This is a genomic window from Glycomyces sp. TRM65418 (genome assembly GCF_019710475.1).
GTDB lineage: Bacteria > Actinomycetota > Actinomycetes > Mycobacteriales > Micromonosporaceae > Glycomyces.
In genome coordinates this window covers 1,045,608-1,064,677 of sequence record NZ_JAJFAX010000001.1, presented here as the reverse complement: position 1 = coordinate 1,064,677, position 19,070 = coordinate 1,045,608, and the positions used below count along the sequence as shown (strand labels likewise).

Below are 19,070 nucleotides of genomic sequence, written 5' to 3'. Positions count from 1 at the left end.
CCCGGCCCGCCGCTAGTATTGGCCGGGTGTCCACTCTCCGCGATGTCATCAGCGCGCACACCGACCTCACCTCGAACTCCGCGGCGCACCTGCAGCGGCTCGTGGCCGAATGGCAGCTCCTCGCCGACCTGTCCTTCGCCGACTTCCTCCTCTGGGGGGCCGTCAAGGACCACCCGGGCCGGTACGTCTGCCTGGCCCAGGTCCGGCCGACCACCGGCCCGACCGCCTACGAGGAGGACCAGGTCGGCCGCATCCTCGAAGGCGAGGACGCCCAGCACCTGAACGTCGCGTTCACCGAGGGCCGGATCTTCCGCGAAGGGGACCCCGTCTGGCGCGGGGACGTCGCCGCCCGCCACGAGGCCATCCCGGTGCGCCGCCGCGACCGCCGCGAGGTCATCGCCGTCGCCGCCCGCGACACCAACCTCTCGGACACGCGCAGCCCCTCCCACCTGGAACTGAACTACCTCAAGACCGCGGACTACCTCGTCCAGATGCTCACCGACGGCGGATTCCCGCCCCCGCTGCTGCCCGGCGAGCCGACCACCGCGCCGCGCATCGGCGACGGCCTGGTCCGCATCGGCTCGGACGGACTGGTCCGCTACGCCTCGCCGAACGCGCTCTCGGCGTACCGGCGCATGGGCGTCACCGGCCACCTGCGCGACCGCGACCTCGCCGAGCTCACCCGCAGCCTGCCCTCGAACCCCGAGGTCGGCGCGGACGCGGCCCGCCGCATCGCCGACGCCCTCGCCGGGGGCACCCCGCGCCGCAAGGAGATCGAGGCCAAGGGCGCGACGGTCCTCATGCGGGCGCTGCCGCTGCGGCCCGGCGGCAAGGCCGCGGGCGCGCTCGTGCTCGTGCGCGACATCACCGAGGTCCGCCGCCTCGACCGCGAGCTGGTCACCAAGGACGCCACGATCCGCGAGATCCACCACCGCGTCAAGAACAACCTCCAGACCGTCGCCGCGCTGCTGCGGCTCCAGGCCCGCCGCGTCGGCTCGCCGCAGGCCCGCCTCTCCCTCGAGGAGTCGGTGCGCCGCGTGGCTTCGATCGCGCTCGTCCACGAGACCCTCTCGCAGAGCTCGGACGAGTCGGTCGGCTTCGACCAGATCGTCGACCGCGTGGCCTCCATGGCCGTCGAGGTCTCCGTCGCCGAGTCCAAGGTGACCCTCCGCCGCGAGGGCACCTTCGGGGTCCTGCCCAGCGAGTACGCGACCCCGCTGGTCATGGTCGTCAACGAGCTCATCCAGAACGCGGTGGAGCACGCCTACCCGCCCGGCCAGGACGGCGAGGTCGTCATCAACGTGGAGCGCGACGGCGACCGCTTCCGCGTCACCGTTTCCGACCAGGGCAAGGGCCTCCCCGAGGGCTTCCGCATCGCCGACTCGACCCGCCTGGGCCTCCAGATCGTGCACACGCTCGTCACCGGCGAGCTGCGCGGCACCATCGACATGCGCCCGCGCCGCGAAGGCGGCACCGAGGCCGTCGTCGACTTCGCCCTCCAGTGACGAAGGACGGCCCCGCGCCCTCCAGCGAACCTCCCGCATCCGCCGGACCCGGCGGATGCATGTGACCCATCCCATTCACGGCTTGCGGGCATCGCCAAGTCCACGTCCATGCTGCGGGACGACGGATGCCATCGGCTGAGAGGTGTGGCATGCTTGCAGGCATGTCTCGCGCACACGGGCTCCGACTGGTGGCACGCCGCCACGTCGACTTCTGCCGTGTGTTCAGCGCCGCCTGTCTTCTGATGCGCGCTTAATCCCTTCCGGCATTCCGCCGTCGAACCACGCCACACCTGTGTCCGCATGAGGAGAACTGTGCCAACGCCAACGCGCAAACCGTCCCGCCCGAAGGGCCAGGGCCAGTGGGCCATGGGCCACCGGGAACCGCTCAACAAGAACGAGCAGTCCAAGAAGGACGACAACCCGCTCAACGTGCGGCAGCGCATCGAGGGCGTCTACGCTCACCGCGGCTTCGACTCGATCGACCCCGCCGACCTGCGCGGACGCTTCCGCTGGTGGGGCCTGTACACCCAGCGCAAGCCCGGCATCGCCGGCGGCAAGACCGGCATCCTCGACGAGGAGGAGCTGGACGACAAGTACTTCATGATGCGCGTGCGCATGGACGGCGGCCAGCTCGACGTCGCCCAGCTGCGGACCATCGCCGGGATCTCCAAGGAGTTCGGCCGCGACACCGCCGACGTCACCGACCGCCAGAACGTCCAGTACCACTGGATTCGGGTCGAGGACGTCCCCGAGATCTGGCGCCGCCTCGAAGCGGTCGGCCTCGACACGCAGGAGGCCTGCGGCGACTGCCCCCGCGTCATCCTCGGCTCGCCGGTCGCCGGCGTCTCGACCGAAGAGGTCATCGACGCCACGCCGCAGATCAAGGAGATCTACGACCGCTTCATCGGCGACCGCAGCCTCTCGAACCTGCCGCGCAAGTTCAAGTCGACCATCGGCTGGCTGCCCGACAGCCCGTACGAGGTCAACGACATCTCGCTCATCGGCGCACACCACCCCGAGCACGGGCCGGGCTTCGACCTCTACGTCGGCGGCGGCCTCTCCACGAACCCGATGTTCGCCCCGCGCCTGGGCGTGTGGGTCTCCCAGGACGACATCGTCGACGTGTGGGTCAACGTGGTCCGCATCTTCCGCGACTGGGGTTACCGCCGCCTGCGCACCCGCGCCCGCCTGAAGTTCCTCGTCAAGGACTGGGGCGTCGAGAAGTTCCGCGAGGTCCTGGAGTCCGACGCCTACCTGGGCCGCAAGCTCCCCGACCTGGAGCAGCCCCCGGTCCCCGAGAAGCTCCTCGACCACATCGGCGTCCACAAGCAGAACGACGGCAACTACTTCATCGGCGTCGCACCCGTCGCCGGCCGCGTATCCGGGACGATCCTGGACCAGCTCGCCGACATCGCCGAGAAGTACGGCTCCGACCGCATCCGCGCCACGCCGCTCCAGAAGCTCCTGCTCCTGGACGTCCCCGAGGACAAGGTCGCCGACGCGGTCGCCGACCTGCGCGAGATCGGCCTCGAGGCCGAGCCGTCCCCGTGGCGCCGCGCCACGATGGCCTGCACCGGGATCCAGTTCTGCAAGCTCGCCATCGTCGACACCAAGGACCGCGCCCGCGACCTCGTGGCCGAGCTCGAGAAGCGCGTCCCCGAACTCGACACGCCGATCTCGGTCCACGTCAACGGATGCCCCAACGCCTGCGCCCGCACCCAGACCGCGGACATCGGCCTCAAGGGCCAGCTGGTCACCGTGGACGGCGAGCAGGTCGAGGGCTTCCAGGTCCACCTCGGCGGCGGGCACGCCGCCGCGGCGAGCCTGGGCCGCAAGGCCCGCGGCCTCAAGGTCGCCTCGGCCGACCTCGGCGACTACGTGGAACGCGTCACCCGCCGGTACCTGGAAGGCCGGTTCGAGGGGGAGACCTTCGCCCAGTGGGTACACCGGGCCGACGAGGCGGCATTGCAGTGAGCGCCCGAGTCGTTCCCTACCACTGCCCCTACTGCGGCGAGGAAGACCTCACGCCGTACGAACCGGCTCCCGACAGCGACGTCGAGATTCGGGGCGGCTGGCACTGCGCGGACTGCACGCGCGTGTTCGCCGTCAAATACCACGGGATGGAGGCCGCGACCGCCTTCGCGGCCCCTCCCACCCGTCACCCGCCCCCGCCCGACAGCGAAGGCGCTTCGCGCCCGCAATAGCCAAGGGTCCCCGACCCGAGCAGGACACCCCGATCGGAGTGAAGCAGCATGAGCAGCAACGGGAATCAGAGAGATCCCTTCGAACTCCGTGACCTCGCCATGGACGCGGGGAAGCGCCTGGAGGACGCCACGGCCCACGAGATCCTCGAGTGGGCGGTCGGCGAGTTCGGCGAACGCTTCTGTGTGACCTCCTCGATGGCCGACGCCGCCGTGGTCCACCTCGCCAGCGAGGTCGCCCCCGGCATCGACGTCGTCTTCCTCGACACCGGCCTGCACTTCCCCGAGACCCTCGAAGTCCGCGACTTCGTGGCCTCCACGATGAACGTCAACGTCCGCTCGATCCAGCCGGAGCAGTCGGTGCTCGAACAGGACGCCGAGTTCGGGCCGCGCCTGTTCTCGCGCGCCCCCGACGAATGCTGCTCGCTGCGCAAGGTCCTGCCGCTCAACCGCGCCCTGGCCGACTACGACGGCTGGGCCACCGGCCTGCGCCGGGACGAGGGCCCGACCCGCGCCAACACGCGCGTGGTCGACTTCGACCTCTCGCGCCGCAAGGTCAAGGTCTCCCCGATCGCGAAGTGGACCGAGGCCGACCAGGAGGCGTACATCGAGCGCCACAACATCCCGGTCAACCCGCTGCTCAAGGACGGCTTCCGATCGATCGGCTGCTGGCCGTGCACCCGGCGCACCGAACCGGGCGAGGACCCGCGCGCCGGCCGATGGGCCGCGTTCGACAAGACCGAGTGCGGTCTGCATGTCTGAGGCGCACGCACAGGAACCCGACGCCGCCGCCGCGCCCTCCGCGGGGCCGCCGCGGCCGATCGTGCTGATCGCCCACGGCAGTCCCGACCCGCGCTCCCCGGAGGCCGTCCGCGCCATCGCGCGGGCGGCCGGAGCGGACGTGGGCTTCCTGGAGTTCAACGAACCCCACCCGGTCGAGGTCCTCAGGAGCCTCGCCGACTCCGGCGTCGGCACCGTGGTGGCGCTGCCGCTGCTGCTGACCGACGCCTACCACTCCCGCCACGACCTTCCGGAGGTCGCCAAGCGCGCCGAGGAGGCCCGCCCGGGCCTCGTGGTCGCGAGGGCGCACCCGGTGGGGGACCTGTCGCTCGCGAAGGCGCTCGTCCGTGATCTGCCCTTCGGCATCGACGGACTGGTGGTGTGCGCCGCCGGAACCCGCGTCGACGAGGGCCGCGAGCACGTCGCCGAAGTCGCGGCCGAGGCGGGACGCCTCCTGGGCGTCCCGGCGGCCTCGGGCTTCGCCTCCGGGCCCGGCCCGAGGACCGGCGAGGCCGTCGAGGCACTCAAAGCCCAAGGAGCCCAACGCGTCGCGGCCGTCTGCTACTTCATCGCCCCGGGTCAGCTCTGCGACGCGGCGATCGCCTCGGCCCGCGAGGCCGGCGTCGTCCACGTCGGCGAACCGCTCGGCACGGCCCCCGAACTCCTGGCGGTCATCGAACAGCGCGCCGCCGAGGCGTAGGCGGCAGGCTCAGCTGGACGAGCACCCGGTTGTGGTCCAAGCGAATGCGCTCGCGGCCCTACGGGCGGTGACCGGCCCCACCGCTGTGCCGACCACCCGGATCCTCCGCTGCAGCGGAGGATCCGGCACTGCCGCGCCGGTTGTTCGGCTCCGCCGCTGTGCCTGCTATTCGGTTTCCCCGAAAGGCCTCCGCTCGCCGAACGCGACCGCCCGACGAGTCGGTCCGCTGAGGGCGAGTCCCAGGATCGCCGCCGCGACCGCCCATGCCGTGAGCCCGATCACCGGGTGGGCGGCCTCACGCAGGTAGTACCCGACCGGAAGCCAAAGGAGCCCTTGGAAGATCGCCTGCGCCACGACGTCGCGGCGCTGCAGCAGCCGCCGTCCGATGAACCAGTAGTAGAGCGCCGCCAGCCACGCCAGGAGCGCGACGCCGATCGCGCCGCTCGCCGTGTCGACGTCGCCCGTCACCAGTTGTGCGAGCCCCCACACTCCCGCGGCAGCGAGTCCCGTTGCGAGGAGCCAGAACAGCCCTCCGGCGGCCGTCAAGGTCCACGGCCGTGCACCGTCACCGTGGCTTTCGGTGACCGCGCCCATGTCGGCATCGGTTTCGTTCACACCCCAACCGTATCCCGGGCTACGCTGCGCCTATGCGCGACCTGAAAGCAGCGCCACAGCGCGGCCTGCTCATCGTGAACCCGAAGGCCTCCACCGGCTCCCGACGCCGCACGCGCTGGGTGGCCAAGAAGCTCGGCGACGTGCTCGACCTCGACGTGCAATTGAGCGGTTCGCGCGGTCACGGCGAGGAACTCGCCAAACGCGGCGCCGGCGAGGGGTACGACGTGGTCGTCAGCCTCGGCGGGGACGGCACGGTGAACGAGGTCGTGAACGGCCTGCTCGCGGACGGTCGCGACGCCGCCGACGCGCCGATCTTCGCGCCGATCCCGGCCGGTTCGACGAACGTGTTCGCGCGGGCACTCGGCCTGCCCTGGGACCGCCGCCGCGCCTCCATGGCGATCGTCGCCGCGATCGAGGAGCAGAAGGTCCGCACCGTCAATCTCGGGCGCGCGAAGGGCGACGACATCGACCGGCTCTTCACCTTCTGCGCGGGACTCGGCTGGGACGCGTCGATCATCAAGAAAGTGGAGTCGTACCGCAAGAAGCGCAATCTCGGCGCGCATTACGCCCGTGCCGTCATGGCGGAACTGAACGAGCATGGCGTGGAAGGGGACACGATCGAGGTCGAACTCTCCGAAGGCGGAGAGGACCTCTCCGAGGGGATGGTCGTGGTGCAGAACTGCGCACCGTGGACTTACCTCGGCACCCTTCCGGTGAACCTCAACGCGCGGGCGTCCTTTAATGCTGGACTTGATGTCCTGATTCTGCGTAAACTTGGACTGTCGGACGCCGCGCGGACCGCCGCTTCACTGCTGGTGGGACGAGACGGACCCGACGGTAAGCACGCGGTGACGCATCACGATCTCTCGAGGATCCGGTTGCGCGCCTCGCTTCCGCAGGCATTCCAACTCGACGGGGACTATCTCGGCGAGCGAACCGAAGTCGAACTCACATCGGTTCCGGCGGCATTGCGGGTGGCCTGCTAACAACTTGGGAAAACCTCGAACCGGGTGTTGACAACTCGCCGGTGAGCGGGCAAGGTTGATTTCGCCCTCCCTACCGGGACGGCGTGAGACTTACAACCGAATATCGTATTTTCGGTGCGTATAGACCGGGCATTCGGTGGGTACTTACGTCTTGGTACAGCTTGCGGACCATGAGTTCGTCAAGCCCTGGCGAAACTTCCTAGCGTGGTAAGTCGGCCAACCTTGAGTACCAGTGTGTCAAACCGGTTCGACTCGCTGTCACCGACCCCGGCACTTTCCGTCCGGGCGAGTGTGGCGGAGGCCGCCATGAGGGTCCGCGGTAGGGATCCCAGCGGTACTGTGGAACATGTTCCACGAGTCTTCTTCGAGGTGGCGGCGCGGTGAGTTCACTCACTTCGGGCCGATTTCCCGAGTCGAACCCTTGACAAATCCCGTGCTTGTGAAAGCATTCACAAGGTAGGTCGGACTGAGGTGCGGACCTTTCAGTCGCCAATTGGGCGACCGACGCCGTAGGCGGGTGTGCTCCCCGAAGCCCAAAGCGTTCAGCGAGGACGCTGACGCGACGCGAGAGCCCTGTGCTCACGGTGACAACGATTCCCTTTGCCGGGAATCGGGTCCCGTACCGAGCGCTCGCCTCTGCCGCCCGCGAAGGTGCGACCGCTGCAAGCAGTTCCCCGCAGCGGACGCGGCGCGGCACGAGCGACACCCGGCGCGACGCCCGCCCGAAGGCCCGCAGCGGCCGGAGACGGCCGGCGAAACGCCCGAACCATAAGAGCTGTTCGAATAACACCGTGCAAGCAAGATGCTTGATTCCTAGCAAGGAGATGTTTGATGGATTGGCGCCACGAGGCCATCTGCCGTGACGAGGACCCCGAGCTGTTCTTCCCGATCGGGGACACCGGACCGGCACTGACGCAGATCGAGCAGGCGAAGAACGTCTGCAGGCGCTGCCCCGTGACCGAGGAGTGCCTGCGGTGGGCCCTCGAGACCGGTCAGGACGCGGGCGTATGGGGTGGCATGAGCGAGATCGAGCGCCGCGAACTGAAGCGCCGCTCGGGCGCGCTGCGCACGCTGGCGACCCAGGTCGTCGGCTAGCGCGTCGCGCAGTCGCTGGTTGTAGCCCATCCCTCGAATTTGCGAGACAGAAGCTTGAAAGGCCCGGCAGCGATGCCGGGCCTTCGAGCTGTCCGGGAAGTGTGCAATGCGGCGAATGTCCGTAGCGGAACACCCCTGACGACCAAGGTATCCGTAAGGACCGACAGGGGTCCCCGATGCGGCCCGCTCAACGTGGACGCGGGGGATCGCGCCGGGCGGGGGACCGACCGCGTCAGTAGATCTGGTGGCGCTGCGTGTCGGCGTCCGCCTCGGTCGCCGGGCGGCGCTGGCTGATCCGGATCACCGTGGTGGCGTCCTCGACCTCCGCCTCGACCTCGTCGGTCAGGGCCCGGAGGACCTGCCACTGGTACGAGCCCGCGTCCGGGAGCGGCTCGCCCTTCGGGCGGCTCAGCACGATCTGCAGGCTCTCCTCGCCCACGGCCAGTCGGCAGCGCAGCGGCTGGTCGTTCGTCTTCTTGCGGAACGGGCGCGGACGCCCCGGCTCGGCGGGGATCAGCAGCGCCACGGCCGCGTTCACCGCCGCCCGCAGGTCCTCGATCTCGTCCAGCGAGAACCCGAGCCTGGTCGCCACCGCCGCCGTCGCGGTCGGCAGGACCGACAGGTAGTCGCCCGTCGAGGGCACGTCGAGCAGCAGCACGTCTTCGCGCTCATCGCTCACCGGCATCGCCGCTTCCTGTGTTCGAGGAGCCGAAGGCCTTCGGCTCCTCCCGCTGCAAAGGATAATCGCCACGGGCCCGCAACGCGGAACACCCCGCTTGAAATCCCACCATGGGGGCCGTCGACGCCGAAGCGCCCGGCCCCGCCGGATCGCGGGGCCGGGCGCTTCGTGCGAGCGCTGCGTGCCGTGACGGCGTCAGGCCTGCTTGGTCTCCCAGAAGATCTTCGCGATCTCGTCGATCTTCCCCAGCAGCTCCTCGGCGACCTGCGGGTCGGCGGAGCCCTTGGCGCCGGAGGCCCCGGCGAGCTTCGTCGCCTCGTTGACGAGGGAGTGCAGCTGCGGGTACTTCTCGAAGTGCGGCGGCTTGAAGTAGTCGGTCCACAGCACCCACAGGTGCTCCTTGACCAGCTGCGCACGCTGCTCCTTGATGATCAGCGCGCGGGTGCGGAACTCCGGGTCCTCGTTGGCCTGGTACTTCTCGCAGATGCCCTTGATCGACTCCGCTTCGATGCGGGCCTGGGCCGGGTCGTAGACCCCGCACGGCAGGTCGCAGTGAGCCGAAGCCGAGACCTGCGGCAGCAGCCGCTTGAACAGAGGCTTGAACATGAGCCCTCCAGCTTCTTTCCAGTGGGTGTGATTCCACTGCCGACCCTACCTCTCCGGAGGCCTCTTTCGGTCCGGCCCCTAGAGTTAGAGACGCAGACCGTTCCTCACGGAACACCATGATGGACAGTGCAATCGGCGCTCGGCCCGTCGCCGGCTCGGAAGCAGCGCCGAGGCCGACCACCGATCGCACGCCGAGCCCGCCGGCAGCCCGCCGGCAAGCGCCGCAACGATGGAGGTCAATCCCGATGCTCGCCGCCTACGCCCGCAACGTGAACCCCGACGACCCCTTCTCGGCCCTCACGGTCGGCGAGATCGAACCCCCGGACGTCCCCGAGGACTGGACCCGCGTCGACCTCGTGGCCGCCTCGCTCAACCACCACGACCTCTGGTCGCTCGCCGGCGTCGGCCTCCGCGCCGACCAGTGCCCCATGATCCTCGGGACCGACGCCGTCGGCCGCACCGCGAACGGCGACGAGGTCGTCGTCTACCCGGTCATCGCCGACGCCTCGCTCGACGACGAGACCCTCGACCCCAAGCGGACGCTGCTCTCCGAGCTCCACCCCGGCACGCTCGCCGAACAGGTCGCCGTGCCCGAGCGCAACCTGATCCCCGCCCCGAAGGGCTGGACCGCCGCGGAGGCCGCGTGCCTGCCCACCGCCTACCTCACCGCCTGGCGCATGCTCATGAGCCGGGGCCGCCTCCACGCCGAAGGGGCCGTCCTCGTCCAAGGCACCGGCGGCGGCGTCGCCACCGCCGCGATCGTCCTCGCCAAGGCCCTCGGCGCCCGCGTCTACGCCACCGGCCGCAGCCCCGAGCGCCGCGAGAAGGCCGCCGAACTCGGCGCCGTCCCGATCGAGGCCGGCGGCCGCCTGCCCGAGCGCGTCGACATCGTGATCGACTCGGTCGGCGAGCCGGTCATGGAGCACTCGATCAAGTCCCTCAAGCCCGGCGGGCGGCTCGTCAACTGCGGCGTCACCGGCGGCCACGCGCCGAAGATCGACCTGCGCCACGTCTTCTTCAAGCAGCTCGAGATCCTCGGCTCGACCATGGGCACCCGCGCCGAGCTCGTCGAGCTCATCCGGTTCTGCGCCGAACGCGACGTCAAGCCCGTCATCGACTCCGCCTACCCGCTCGCCGACGCCGAAGCGGCCCTGCGCCGCCTCGACTCCGGCGACGCCTTCGGCAAGGTCGTCGTCACCCGCGACTAGGGCTCCACGGTCGCAATTGCGACAGTGGCGGCGGTTTCTCACGGGTTCGCCCGCGCGGCGGCCCTCCCTGCCCGCACCCTGGAACTGATGTCACGCCCGCCCGGCGCCGGGCGCGCCGGGCATCGGACGCCGAGCGCTCGCCAACGGGGGATTCGAGCGCCGAGGGCAGGGGAGAGCGACCATGTCGGTAATGGGACGGGTCAAGGGCGGCTTCAAGTCCGCCGCCGGGAGCACGTGGGTCCTCGCGAAGAAGCTCCTGGTGAGAATCGCGATCGCGGCGGCGATCACGGTCGTCGCCATCACGCTCGCCGAACACGGGGAGAGCGCGGCCTCCGAAGGCGACGCGGAGGTCGCAGGGACCGAGGCGCGCCCGATCGCGGTGCAGCGGGCGATCCTCTCCGAGGGCTGGACCGAGGAGCAGCTGCTGCTGTGCCGCTACCGCGTGGAGGCCACGTTCGGGGTCTCGATCTTCACCGAGCCCGACATGGGCGCGCGCCGGCTCGCGCGCCTCTACGACGACACCGAGGTCGAGGGGTCCTGCGGGGCCACGGCGGGCGAGCGGACGATCGGCTGCGCGGGCCTGCGCTGGGAGACCGAGTGGATCCGGGTCCGGCACGGCGACTCGGTCGGCTTCAGCCCCGCCTCCTGCCTCGTCAAGCAGGGCGTCTTCTGAGGCGGGAACGGCGGAGACGGGAGGCGGGGCCCGGTGCGAACCGGACCCCGCCTCCTTCGCTCGAACCGGTCAGCGGCTGAGGCCGACGCCGGCCACGCCCTTGACGATCTGCTTCTGGAACAGCATGAACACGATCAGCAGCGGCAGCGCGCCGAGGATGGCGGCGGCCATGTTCTGCGCGTAGAACAGGCCGTAGCCTCCGGCGACGACGCCGAGGCCGACCGGCAGGGTCATGATCGACGGGTCGTTCGCCACCAGCAGCGGCCACAGGAAGTTGTTCCAGGAGCCGATGAAGGTGAAGATGCCGACCGCGGCGAGGATCGGTCCCGACAGCGGCAGGATGACGCTCCACAGGATCCGGAGGTGCCCGGCCCCGTCGAGCTTCGCCGCCTCCTCGTAGTCGCGGGGGATGGCGTCGAAGAAGCGCTTGAGGATGAAGATCATCACCGGCGCGACCACCTGCGGGAGCGCGAGGCCCCAGTAGGTGTCGACCATCTTCAGGGCGCTGACGACGTCGAACAGCGGGATGATCAGCGCCTGCGGCGGGATCATGATGCCGGCGAGGATCACCGCGTAGATGACCTTCTTGCCCGGGAAGTCGAGCCTGGAGAAGCCGTAGGCGGCCAGGACGCACAGCCCGAGGGTCAGGACGGTGACGATCGTGGAGACCACCGTGGAGTTGATCATCCAGGCGAGGTGGTCGCCGCGTTCGAACAGGACCCGGTAGCCCTCCACGGACCACGTCTCGGGGATCCAGTGGATGGGCTGGCCGAGGCTGGCCTCGGTCTCGGTCTTGAACGAAGTGGACAGCGCCCACAGGAACGGCACCAGCCACAGCACGGCCAGGAAGAAGGCCGCGAAGTACACCAGAGCGGTGCCGACGGTGATCCTCCCGCGCTTGCGCGCGATGGTGCGGGGTTCGCTTTCAGAGGCAGGCGGCCTCGTTTGCACAGCGGTCACGTCAGTCCTCCTTCCTTGACAGCAGTCGGAACTGGACCAGGGCGACGATCAGGATGAAGACGAACAGGATGTACGACAGCGCCGAGGCGTAGCCGACCCTGAACCCGACGAAGCCGGCGTTGTAGATGTACTGGATGAAGACGTTCTCCGGCGAGAGGTTCGATCCGCCGCCGGCCATGAGGTAATACTGGTCGAAGATGCGCAGCGAGTTGATCAGCTGCAGCACGATCACCAGCGCCGTGGTGCGCTTGAGCAGCGGCAGAGTGATGCTCCACAGTTTCTGGAGCGGGTTGGCGCCGTCGATGTCGGCCGCCTCGTAGACCTCGGTCGGGATGGTCTGGAGGGCGGCGAGGTAGAGCAGGAAGTTGAAGCCCAGCGTCCACCACACGGTGGTGATGACGACCGAGCCCATGGCGTCTTCCTGGAAGACCCAGAGCCGGTCGCCGCCGAGGCCCCATTCGCCGAGGTAGTGGTTGATCAGACCGCCGGCGGGCTGGTACATCCACACCCAGATCATGGTGACCACGGAGACGGGGATGACGAACGGCGCGAAGAACGAGAGCCGCAGGAACCAGCCCATCTTGCGGGCGCGGTGGGCCAGGAGCGCGAAGGCGAGGCCGAGGATCACCAGCGGGGGCGTGCTCAGGATCGTGAACCACGCGGTGTTCCACAGCGAGTCCCAGGCCTTGGCGTCGCCGAAGGCCTCGGCCCAGTTCTCCAGGCCGATCCAGGTGACGGGGCGGCCGGTGAGGCTCTTGTCGGTGAAGGAGTAGTAGAGGCCGAGGATCATCGGCCAGAGCAGGAAGACCGCGTAGACGGCGGTGAACGGCAGGACGAACCAGAGCCCGAGCCACGAACGGCGTTTGGGCGCCCGCGCCGCGCGGGACGGCGGCTGCTTCGCCGTCGACGCCGCCGCGGGCGTTTCGGTGTCAGTAGTCATGAGAGAGGTCCCTATGCATCGTTTCAATCGATCGGGTTGGGGAGTTCGACCAGCGTCTGCGCGCGCGCCTTGATGCCGTCGAGTGCCTGCTCGGGCGTGGTGTTGCCCGCGTACACGCCGGCGAGCACCTGGGCGACCTCATCGGCCAGGCGCGCGGCGGACCCGGAGAACCAGACCTGGGGGTCGAACTGCACGTTGTCGACCACGCCGGCGTACTCGGCGTTGGGCTCCAGCTCCTGGTACTCGGGGCTCTCGGTGACGGGCAGGTACGCGGGGGTGTGCCCCGCTCCCGCACCCCACTGGAAGCTGTTCTGGAGCATCCATGAGATGTACTCGAGCGTGGCCGAGCGGACCTCGGGGTCCCAGCTGTTGTGCCGGGGGAGGACGAATGAGTGGACGTCGCCCTGGGTGCGCCGGTTGCCGAAGAAGTCGGGCATCTCGGTCATGGAGAAGTCGAGTCCCTGCGCCTCGTCGAAGGCGCGGAATCGGGCGATCTCCCAGTTGCCGACCTGCACCAGGCCCGCGGCGCCGTTCTCGAAGTTGGCGGCGGTGGCCCCGCCGTCGGAGATGCGCGGGCACAGCCCCTCCTCGGCCATGCGCCACATGACGTCGATGGCGGCCAGGGCCTTGTCGTCGTCGAGCTCGTGGCCGTCCTCGTGGAAGATCCACTCGCCGTCCTGCTGGCGGTACCAGGCCCAGAACTGGCGCCATCCGGCGTTGGTGTCGAGCGAGGTGCCGTACTCGCCGGTGACGTCCTTGACGGCCCTGAGCAGGTCGAAGTACTCCTCGACGCCGTGGGTCTCCAGGAGCGTGCCGTCGGCGTTCAGCACGCCCGCCTCGCCGCAGATGGTGCGGTTGTAGTAGTTGACCAGGACGTGCGTGTCGAGCGGGATGGCGTACAGGCGGTCGTCCGCGAAGCACCGTTCCCAGATCGTCGGCGAGAAGTCCTCGGGGTCGAGGCCCGCGGCGGCGAGTTCGTCGAGCCCGATCTCGTCGAGGAGGGTGTCGGGCGAGAGGCTGCCGAGCCGGGAGAGGTGGATGGTGGCGACGTCGGCGGCGTTGCCGCCGGAGGCGCCCATGACCAGTTTGGTGTAGAACGGCGTGCCCCAGGCGAAGGTGGTGGCCTTGAGGTTGATCCCGGTCTCGTCCATGAACTGGGCGTGCATGTCGGTCATGATCGCGCCGTCGGAGCCTGCCAGCAGGTTCCACTGCTTGACCGTGGTCTGGCCGCTGAACGCGTCAGTGGCCGAACCGCAGCCGGTCAGTCCGATCCCGGCGACGGCCGCCGTGCCGGTGAGGAGTGCCCGCCTGGAAACGGATCCAGGTGGCGAGGGATGATTCGGCATCAATGCATCACTCCAATGTGATCGTTGTCGGGACGGCCGTCCGAGGGGCGGGCCGCTCTGCCATTGTTATCGTTCTCATCCCCGGAGTCAAGAGCCCGCCTTTAGCGCAACCATTATAAAAACGCAGGTGAGGCCAGGTTGATACGAAAACGTTACCGGTAAACCTCATCAGGGACGAAAGCGGGGGAGGCCCGAAGGCCTCCCCCGCGACGGTTCCGGGCGACTACTGCGGCTGCGGCACCGCGACGTCGACGAGCGCCTGCTGCTCGACTTCGTGGACCTTCGGCGAGCCGGTGGACGGCGCGGCGGCGGCCGGGCGCGAGATGCGGCGCAGGTGGACCCCGCCGAGCTGTTCCAGCAGGTTGAGCGCGATGTGCGACCAGGCGCCCTGGTTCGCCGGCTCCTCCTGGACCCACGCGGTGTCCTCCGCGTTCGGGAAGGCGCCGAGGGCGCGCTTCAGCTCCTCGGCCGGCAGCGGGTAGAGCTGCTCGACGCGGAGGATCGCGGTGTCGGTGACGCCGCGGCTCTGGCGGGCGGCGGCCAGGTCGTAGTAGACCTTGCCCGCGCACAGCAGGACCCGCTTGACGTCCTCCGGCCGGATCTGGCCGCTCGCGACGGCCGGGTCGGTGAGGACCGGCCGGAAGCCGCCGCTGGTGAACTCCTCGAGCGGGCTGACCGCGGCCTTGTGGCGCAGCAGCGACTTCGGGGTGAAGACGACCAGGGGCTTCTTGACCGGGTCGAGGGCCTGGCGGCGCAGCAGGTGGAAGTAGTTGGCCGGGCTCGTGGAGTTGACCACGCGCATGTTCTCGTCGGCGCACAGCTGCAGGAACCGCTCGATGCGGCCCGAGGTGTGGTCGGGGCCCGCGCCCTCGTGGCCGTGCGGCAGCAGCAGCGTGACGCCGGAGTGCTGGCCCCACTTGGCCTCGCCCGAGGAGATGAACTCGTCGGTGATGGTCTGGGCGCCGTCGACGAAGTCGCCGAACTGGGCCTCCCACAGGACGAGCATCTCGGGGTTCTCCACCGAGTAGCCGTACTCGAAGCCGAGCGCGGCGAACTCGCTGAGCAGCGAGTCGTAGACGAAGAACTTCGCGGCCTGCTCGCCCAGGTGGGCCAGCGGCGTGTACTCCGCGCCGGTGGCCTGGTCGACGACGACCGCGTGGCGCTGCACGAACGTGCCGCGCCGCGAGTCCTGCCCGGCGAGGCGCACGGCCTTGCCCTGCATGAGGAGCGACCCGAACGCGAGGGTCTCGGCGAACGCCCAGTCGACGGTGCCGGACGTGGACATCTCGCTGCGCTTCTCGAGGACCTTGCGGACGGCCTTGTGCGGCGTGAAGCCCTCCGGCAGCGTGGTGTGGGCCTTGCCGATCATCGCGATGGTCTCGGCGTCGACGGCGGTGTCGATGTCGGCCACGGGCTCGGGCTGGTGGCGCCACGGCAGCGGGCCGGTCTGCCCGGCCAGGGCCTCCTTGGTCTCGCGGAAGACCCGTTCGAGCTGGGCCTGGTAGTCCGCGAGCGCCTCCTCGGCGTCCTCCATGGTGATGTCGCCGCGGCCGATGAGCGCGCGGGTGTAGAGCTTGCGCACGGACTGCTTGCCGTCGATGACCTGGTACATCTGCGGGTTGGTCATCTTGGGGTCGTCGCCCTCGTTGTGGCCGCGCCGGCGGTAGCAGACCATGTCGATGACGACGTCCTTGCGGAACTGCTGGCGGTAGGCGAACGCGAGCTTCGCGACCTCGCACACGGCCTCGGGGTCGTCCCCGTTGACGTGGAAGATCGGCGCCTGGATCATGCGGGCGACGTCGGTGCAGTACAGGCTCGAGCGCGAGTACGCCGGGGCGGTGGTGAAGCCGACCTGGTTGTTGACGACGACGTGCACGGTGCCGCCGGTGCGGTAGCCGCGCAGCTGCGAGAGGTTCAGCGTCTCGGCCACCACGCCCTGGCCCGCGAAGGCCGCGTCGCCGTGGATCGCCACGGGCATGACGGTGAAGCCGTCCTCGCCGAGGTCGAGCCGGTCCTGCTTGGCGCGCACGATCCCTTCGAGCACCGGGTTCACGGCCTCCAGGTGCGAGGGGTTCGCCGCGACCGACACGACGGTCTCGTGCCTCCCGTCGGGGGAGGTGAACTTGCCGGTGAGGCCCAGGTGGTACTTGACGTCGCCGGAGCCGCCGATGCTCTTGGGGTCGATGTGCCCCTCGAACTCGGTGAAGATCTTGGAGAGCTTCTTGCCGACGATGTTGGCGAGGACGTTCAGGCGCCCGCGGTGGGGCATGCCGATGACGACCTCGTCGATGTCGGCGGTCGCGGCCTCGTTGAGGACGCGGTCGAGCAGCGGGATGAGCGACTCGCCGCCTTCGAGGCTGAAGCGCTTCTGGCCGACGAACTTGGTCTGCAGGAACGTCTCGAAGGCCTCGGCGGCGTTGAGCCGCCCGAGGATGTGCTTCTGCTCCTCGACCTTCGGCTTCTCGAACGGGACCTCGATGCGGCGCTGGATCCAGGAGCGCTCCTCGGGGTCCTGGATGTGCATGTACTCCACGCCGACGCGACGGCAGTAGGAGTCGCGCAGGACGCCGAGGATGTCGCGCAGCTTCATGCGCTGCTGGCCCGCGAAGCCGCCCACGGGGAAGGTCCGGTCCAGGTCCCACAGGGTGAGGCCGTGCGACAGGATGTCGAGGTCGGGGTGGCGGCGGATCTCGTAGTGCAGCGGGTTGGTGTCGGCCATGAGGTGGCCGCGGACCCGGTAGGCGTGGATGAGCTCGATGACCCGGGCGTTCTTGTCGATCTGGCCCTCGTGGGTCTTCGAGACGTCGCGGACCCAGCGCACCGGCTCGTAGGGGATCATCAGCGAGCGGAAGACCTCGTCGAAGAACGCGTCGCCGAGCAGCAGCCGGTGCAGGGTCGCGAGGAACTGGCCGGACTCGGCGCCCTGGATGATCCGGTGGTCATAGGTCGACGTCACCGTCATGATCCGGGAGACGCCCAGGTCGGACAGGGTCTCGTCGGAGGCTCCGGCGAATTCGGCGGGCACCTCCATGGCGCCGACGCCGACGATGAGGCCCTGGCCCTTCATCAGGCGCGGGACGGAGTGGACGGTGCCGATGCCGCCGGGATTGGTGAGCGTCAGCGTCGCCCCGGCGTGGTCCTCCATCGTGAGCTTGTTGCTCCGGGCCTTGCGGACCAGGTCCTCGTAGGCCTGGAAGAACTCGCGGAAGTCCATGGACTCGCAGTTCTTGATCGACGGGACCACGAGCGTGCGGGTGCCGTCGGGCCGGGACAGGTCGATCGCGAGGCCGAGGTTGATGTGCTCGGGCGTGACCAGCTGCGGCTTGCCGTCGACGACCTTGTAGGAGGCGTTCATGCCCGGGTGGGCCTTGACGGCCTGCACCAGCGCGTAGCCGATGAGGTGCGTGAAGGAGACCTTCCCGCCCTGGCCGCGCTTGAGGTGGTTGTTGATGACGATCCGGTTGTCGAACAGGAGCTTCGCGGGGATCGCCCGGACCGAGGTGGCCGTGGGGATCTCCAGGGACGCGTCCATGTTCTGGGCGACCTTGGCGGCGACGCCTTTGAGCGGCTTGGTCACGGCGCCTGCGGAGCCGTCGGTCGCGGCGGGTTCGTTCACGTGTGGAGTCGCCTTCTTCGCAGGTTCGGTCTCGTCCGACGCGCGGTCGGCGCGCGTCGCCGAGGAGGGGGACGCAGCGGCGGGCTCGGCCGCGGGCTTCGCCGGCTCGGGCTCGTCGGATCGCGTCGCGGGCGCCGCCGCGACCGGCTCGGGCTTCCGGGCGGGAGCCGCTTCGGCGGGCTTCGCCGCCGCGGGCTCGGCCGCCGCCCGGGTCGCGCCGTCGTCGGCGAACGACGTGTGCTGGGGATCGCCGCCGAAGAATTCGCGCCACCCGGCGCTGACACTGTCGGGGTTTTCGCGGTAACGCTCATACATCTCGTTGACCAGCCATTCATTGGCACCGAAATCGGTCAACGGATTGCCCGGAGTCGCACTCGACACGACTGAATCGCCTCTTCTTTGACGCTGCGTGGACGGGGACGGTAGTCCCCGGACTCAAGGGTAACCGGGAGGAGGAGAAAGTGTAGTACCGGTAACGCCGTTGCGGGACCGGTCACTGACACCGCCGCGAAGCCGCTGCGCAGCAGGTGAATGCGGGGAAGGGTCTCGTTCGCCACATCGGCGTTTCGCACGATCGCGGGCATTGCGATGTGCGGAGAAGTGCCCGCCCTCGGACAGGGCGGACAGCGCAATCGCGCCCCGGGGGACCCGGGGCGCGAACGGCCTCGCAGTGCGGTCAGCCGGCCGCGCTGCGCTCCTTGCCCGAGAACGTCTCGGTCGGCTCTTCGAGGAGTTCCTCGGCGCCGACGACGGTGAACAGGCGGGTGATGAAACGGTTGGGGTTGACGACGGCGAGCGCGACGCCCATCTCGCGGGCGATGCGGTACGCCACCACGATGGTGCCGATGCCGGTGGAGTCGAGGACCGTCACCTTGGCGACGTCGACCCGGATGGCCGTGGCGCCCCCGGCCTCGAGGGCGTTGGTGATCGTCTCGCGGATCTGCGGTGCGGTCGCGTAATCGACCTCGCCGGCCAGCTCCACGGTGACGACCCCGGCATCGGTCGTGGCGGTCTCGATTGACAGCGTCATGAACTCACCTGATTCGGTAGGATGCCCCGGCCCGAGCACGTGCCGTGCCCGGCTGCGCCACAAAGTCTATCCGACCGGTACGAGGGAAGGCGGTTCGCGCACGAGCGTTTCACTCAAACCCGCGCACACC

17 protein-coding genes are annotated in these 19,070 nt (G+C 69.4%); 9 read left to right on the top strand and 8 right to left on the bottom strand.

The window, feature by feature from the left end:
- The first annotated feature begins 26 nt into the window (after positions 1-26).
- The 5 genes from K3N28_RS04865 to K3N28_RS04845 all read left to right on the top strand — a co-directional run bounded on the left by K3N28_RS04865 (position 27) and on the right by K3N28_RS04845 (position 5,186).
- Positions 27-1,505: a sensor histidine kinase gene (locus tag K3N28_RS04865; protein ID WP_228091339.1), complete on the top strand. Its 1,479-nt coding sequence runs from the start codon at positions 27-29 to the stop codon at positions 1,503-1,505.
- 300 nt (positions 1,506-1,805) lie between these two features.
- Positions 1,806-3,479, top strand: coding sequence for a nitrite/sulfite reductase (locus K3N28_RS04860; RefSeq protein WP_228091338.1), 1,674 nt, complete (start codon positions 1,806-1,808; stop codon positions 3,477-3,479).
- On the top strand, positions 3,476-3,709 hold the full coding sequence (locus tag K3N28_RS04855) for a hypothetical protein (protein WP_228091337.1): 234 nt from the start codon (positions 3,476-3,478) through the stop codon (positions 3,707-3,709). The genes K3N28_RS04860 and K3N28_RS04855 overlap by 4 nt, the downstream gene beginning before the upstream one ends.
- 48 nt (positions 3,710-3,757) lie before the next feature.
- Positions 3,758-4,468, top strand: coding sequence for a phosphoadenylyl-sulfate reductase (locus K3N28_RS04850; RefSeq protein ID WP_228091336.1), 711 nt, complete (start codon positions 3,758-3,760; stop codon positions 4,466-4,468).
- Positions 4,461-5,186, top strand: a complete 726-nt coding sequence (locus K3N28_RS04845) for a sirohydrochlorin chelatase (protein ID WP_228091335.1) — start codon at positions 4,461-4,463, stop codon at positions 5,184-5,186. The genes K3N28_RS04850 and K3N28_RS04845 overlap by 8 nt, the downstream gene beginning before the upstream one ends.
- Positions 5,187-5,351: 165 nt before the next feature.
- Here K3N28_RS04845 and K3N28_RS04840 read toward each other — a convergent pair whose 3' ends face one another.
- Positions 5,352-5,801 carry a hypothetical protein gene (locus K3N28_RS04840; protein ID WP_228091334.1) on the bottom strand — a complete coding sequence of 150 codons (450 nt, stop codon included), beginning with the start codon at positions 5,799-5,801 and terminating at the stop codon, positions 5,352-5,354.
- 32 nt (positions 5,802-5,833) lie between these two features.
- Between K3N28_RS04840 and K3N28_RS04835 the strand changes: the two genes are divergently transcribed.
- Entirely contained in the window at positions 5,834-6,787 is a 954-nt protein-coding gene (locus tag K3N28_RS04835; protein ID WP_228091333.1) for a diacylglycerol kinase family protein, read from the top strand.
- 831 nt (positions 6,788-7,618) lie between these two features.
- Positions 7,619-7,882: a WhiB family transcriptional regulator gene (locus tag K3N28_RS04830; protein ID WP_208496337.1), complete on the top strand. Its 264-nt coding sequence runs from the start codon at positions 7,619-7,621 to the stop codon at positions 7,880-7,882.
- 232 nt (positions 7,883-8,114) lie between these two features.
- On the opposite strand, the gene K3N28_RS04825 is transcribed toward K3N28_RS04830, so the two are convergent.
- Together K3N28_RS04825 and sodN are read right to left on the bottom strand one after the other, a co-directional pair.
- Entirely contained in the window at positions 8,115-8,567 is a 453-nt protein-coding gene (locus K3N28_RS04825) for a hypothetical protein (protein WP_228091332.1), read from the bottom strand.
- A gap of 189 nt (positions 8,568-8,756) precedes the next feature.
- Positions 8,757-9,167: a superoxide dismutase, Ni gene (gene sodN, locus K3N28_RS04820; RefSeq protein ID WP_255640256.1), complete on the bottom strand. Its 411-nt coding sequence runs from the start codon at positions 9,165-9,167 to the stop codon at positions 8,757-8,759.
- Between the two features lie 245 nt (positions 9,168-9,412).
- Here sodN and K3N28_RS04815 point away from each other — a divergent pair, with 245 nt between their 5' ends.
- Positions 9,413-10,375, top strand: coding sequence for a zinc-binding dehydrogenase (locus K3N28_RS04815; protein WP_228091331.1), 963 nt, complete (start codon positions 9,413-9,415; stop codon positions 10,373-10,375).
- A 190-nt stretch (positions 10,376-10,565) separates the two neighbouring features.
- Positions 10,566-11,048, top strand: coding sequence for a hypothetical protein (locus K3N28_RS04810; protein WP_228091330.1), 483 nt, complete (start codon positions 10,566-10,568; stop codon positions 11,046-11,048).
- Positions 11,049-11,117: 69 nt separating this feature from the next.
- Here K3N28_RS04810 and K3N28_RS04805 read toward each other — a convergent pair whose 3' ends face one another.
- The 5 genes from K3N28_RS04805 to K3N28_RS04785 all read right to left on the bottom strand — a co-directional run bounded on the left by K3N28_RS04805 (position 11,118) and on the right by K3N28_RS04785 (position 18,940).
- Entirely contained in the window at positions 11,118-12,008 is an 891-nt protein-coding gene (locus K3N28_RS04805) for a carbohydrate ABC transporter permease (protein ID WP_228091329.1), read from the bottom strand.
- A 1-nt stretch (position 12,009) separates the two neighbouring features.
- Positions 12,010-12,948: a carbohydrate ABC transporter permease gene (locus K3N28_RS04800; protein WP_228091328.1), complete on the bottom strand. Its 939-nt coding sequence runs from the start codon at positions 12,946-12,948 to the stop codon at positions 12,010-12,012.
- A gap of 23 nt (positions 12,949-12,971) precedes the next feature.
- Positions 12,972-14,294 carry an extracellular solute-binding protein gene (locus K3N28_RS04795; RefSeq protein WP_228091327.1) on the bottom strand — a complete coding sequence of 441 codons (1,323 nt, stop codon included), beginning with the start codon at positions 14,292-14,294 and terminating at the stop codon, positions 12,972-12,974.
- Positions 14,295-14,517: 223 nt separating this feature from the next.
- Positions 14,518-18,291, bottom strand: a complete 3,774-nt coding sequence (locus K3N28_RS04790) for a multifunctional oxoglutarate decarboxylase/oxoglutarate dehydrogenase thiamine pyrophosphate-binding subunit/dihydrolipoyllysine-residue succinyltransferase subunit (RefSeq protein ID WP_228091326.1) — start codon at positions 18,289-18,291, stop codon at positions 14,518-14,520.
- A 295-nt stretch (positions 18,292-18,586) separates the two neighbouring features.
- Positions 18,587-18,940, bottom strand: a complete 354-nt coding sequence (locus K3N28_RS04785; protein ID WP_091053583.1) for an STAS domain-containing protein — start codon at positions 18,938-18,940, stop codon at positions 18,587-18,589.
- Positions 18,941-19,070 lie beyond the last annotated feature (130 nt).

Bases quoted from the DNA above. Each gene is read 5' to 3' on its own strand.
- K3N28_RS04860 (WP_228091338.1), top strand. From the start codon at position 1,806: ATGAGGAGAACTGTGCCAACGCCAACGCGCAAACCGTCCCGCCCGAAG.
- K3N28_RS04850 (WP_228091336.1), top strand. From the start codon at position 3,758: ATGAGCAGCAACGGGAATCAGAGAGATCCCTTCGAACTCCGTGACCTC.
- K3N28_RS04845 (WP_228091335.1), top strand. From the start codon at position 4,461: ATGTCTGAGGCGCACGCACAGGAACCCGACGCCGCCGCCGCGCCCTCC.
- K3N28_RS04835 (WP_228091333.1), top strand. From the start codon at position 5,834: ATGCGCGACCTGAAAGCAGCGCCACAGCGCGGCCTGCTCATCGTGAAC.
- K3N28_RS04830 (WP_208496337.1), top strand. From the start codon at position 7,619: ATGGATTGGCGCCACGAGGCCATCTGCCGTGACGAGGACCCCGAGCTG.
- K3N28_RS04825 (WP_228091332.1), bottom strand. From the start codon at position 8,567: ATGCCGGTGAGCGATGAGCGCGAAGACGTGCTGCTGCTCGACGTGCCC.
- sodN (WP_255640256.1), bottom strand. From the start codon at position 9,167: ATGTTCAAGCCTCTGTTCAAGCGGCTGCTGCCGCAGGTCTCGGCTTCG.
- K3N28_RS04815 (WP_228091331.1), top strand. From the start codon at position 9,413: ATGCTCGCCGCCTACGCCCGCAACGTGAACCCCGACGACCCCTTCTCG.
- K3N28_RS04810 (WP_228091330.1), top strand. From the start codon at position 10,566: ATGGGACGGGTCAAGGGCGGCTTCAAGTCCGCCGCCGGGAGCACGTGG.
- K3N28_RS04800 (WP_228091328.1), bottom strand. From the start codon at position 12,948: ATGACTACTGACACCGAAACGCCCGCGGCGGCGTCGACGGCGAAGCAG.
- K3N28_RS04795 (WP_228091327.1), bottom strand. From the start codon at position 14,294: ATGCCGAATCATCCCTCGCCACCTGGATCCGTTTCCAGGCGGGCACTC.
- K3N28_RS04785 (WP_091053583.1), bottom strand. From the start codon at position 18,940: ATGACGCTGTCAATCGAGACCGCCACGACCGATGCCGGGGTCGTCACC.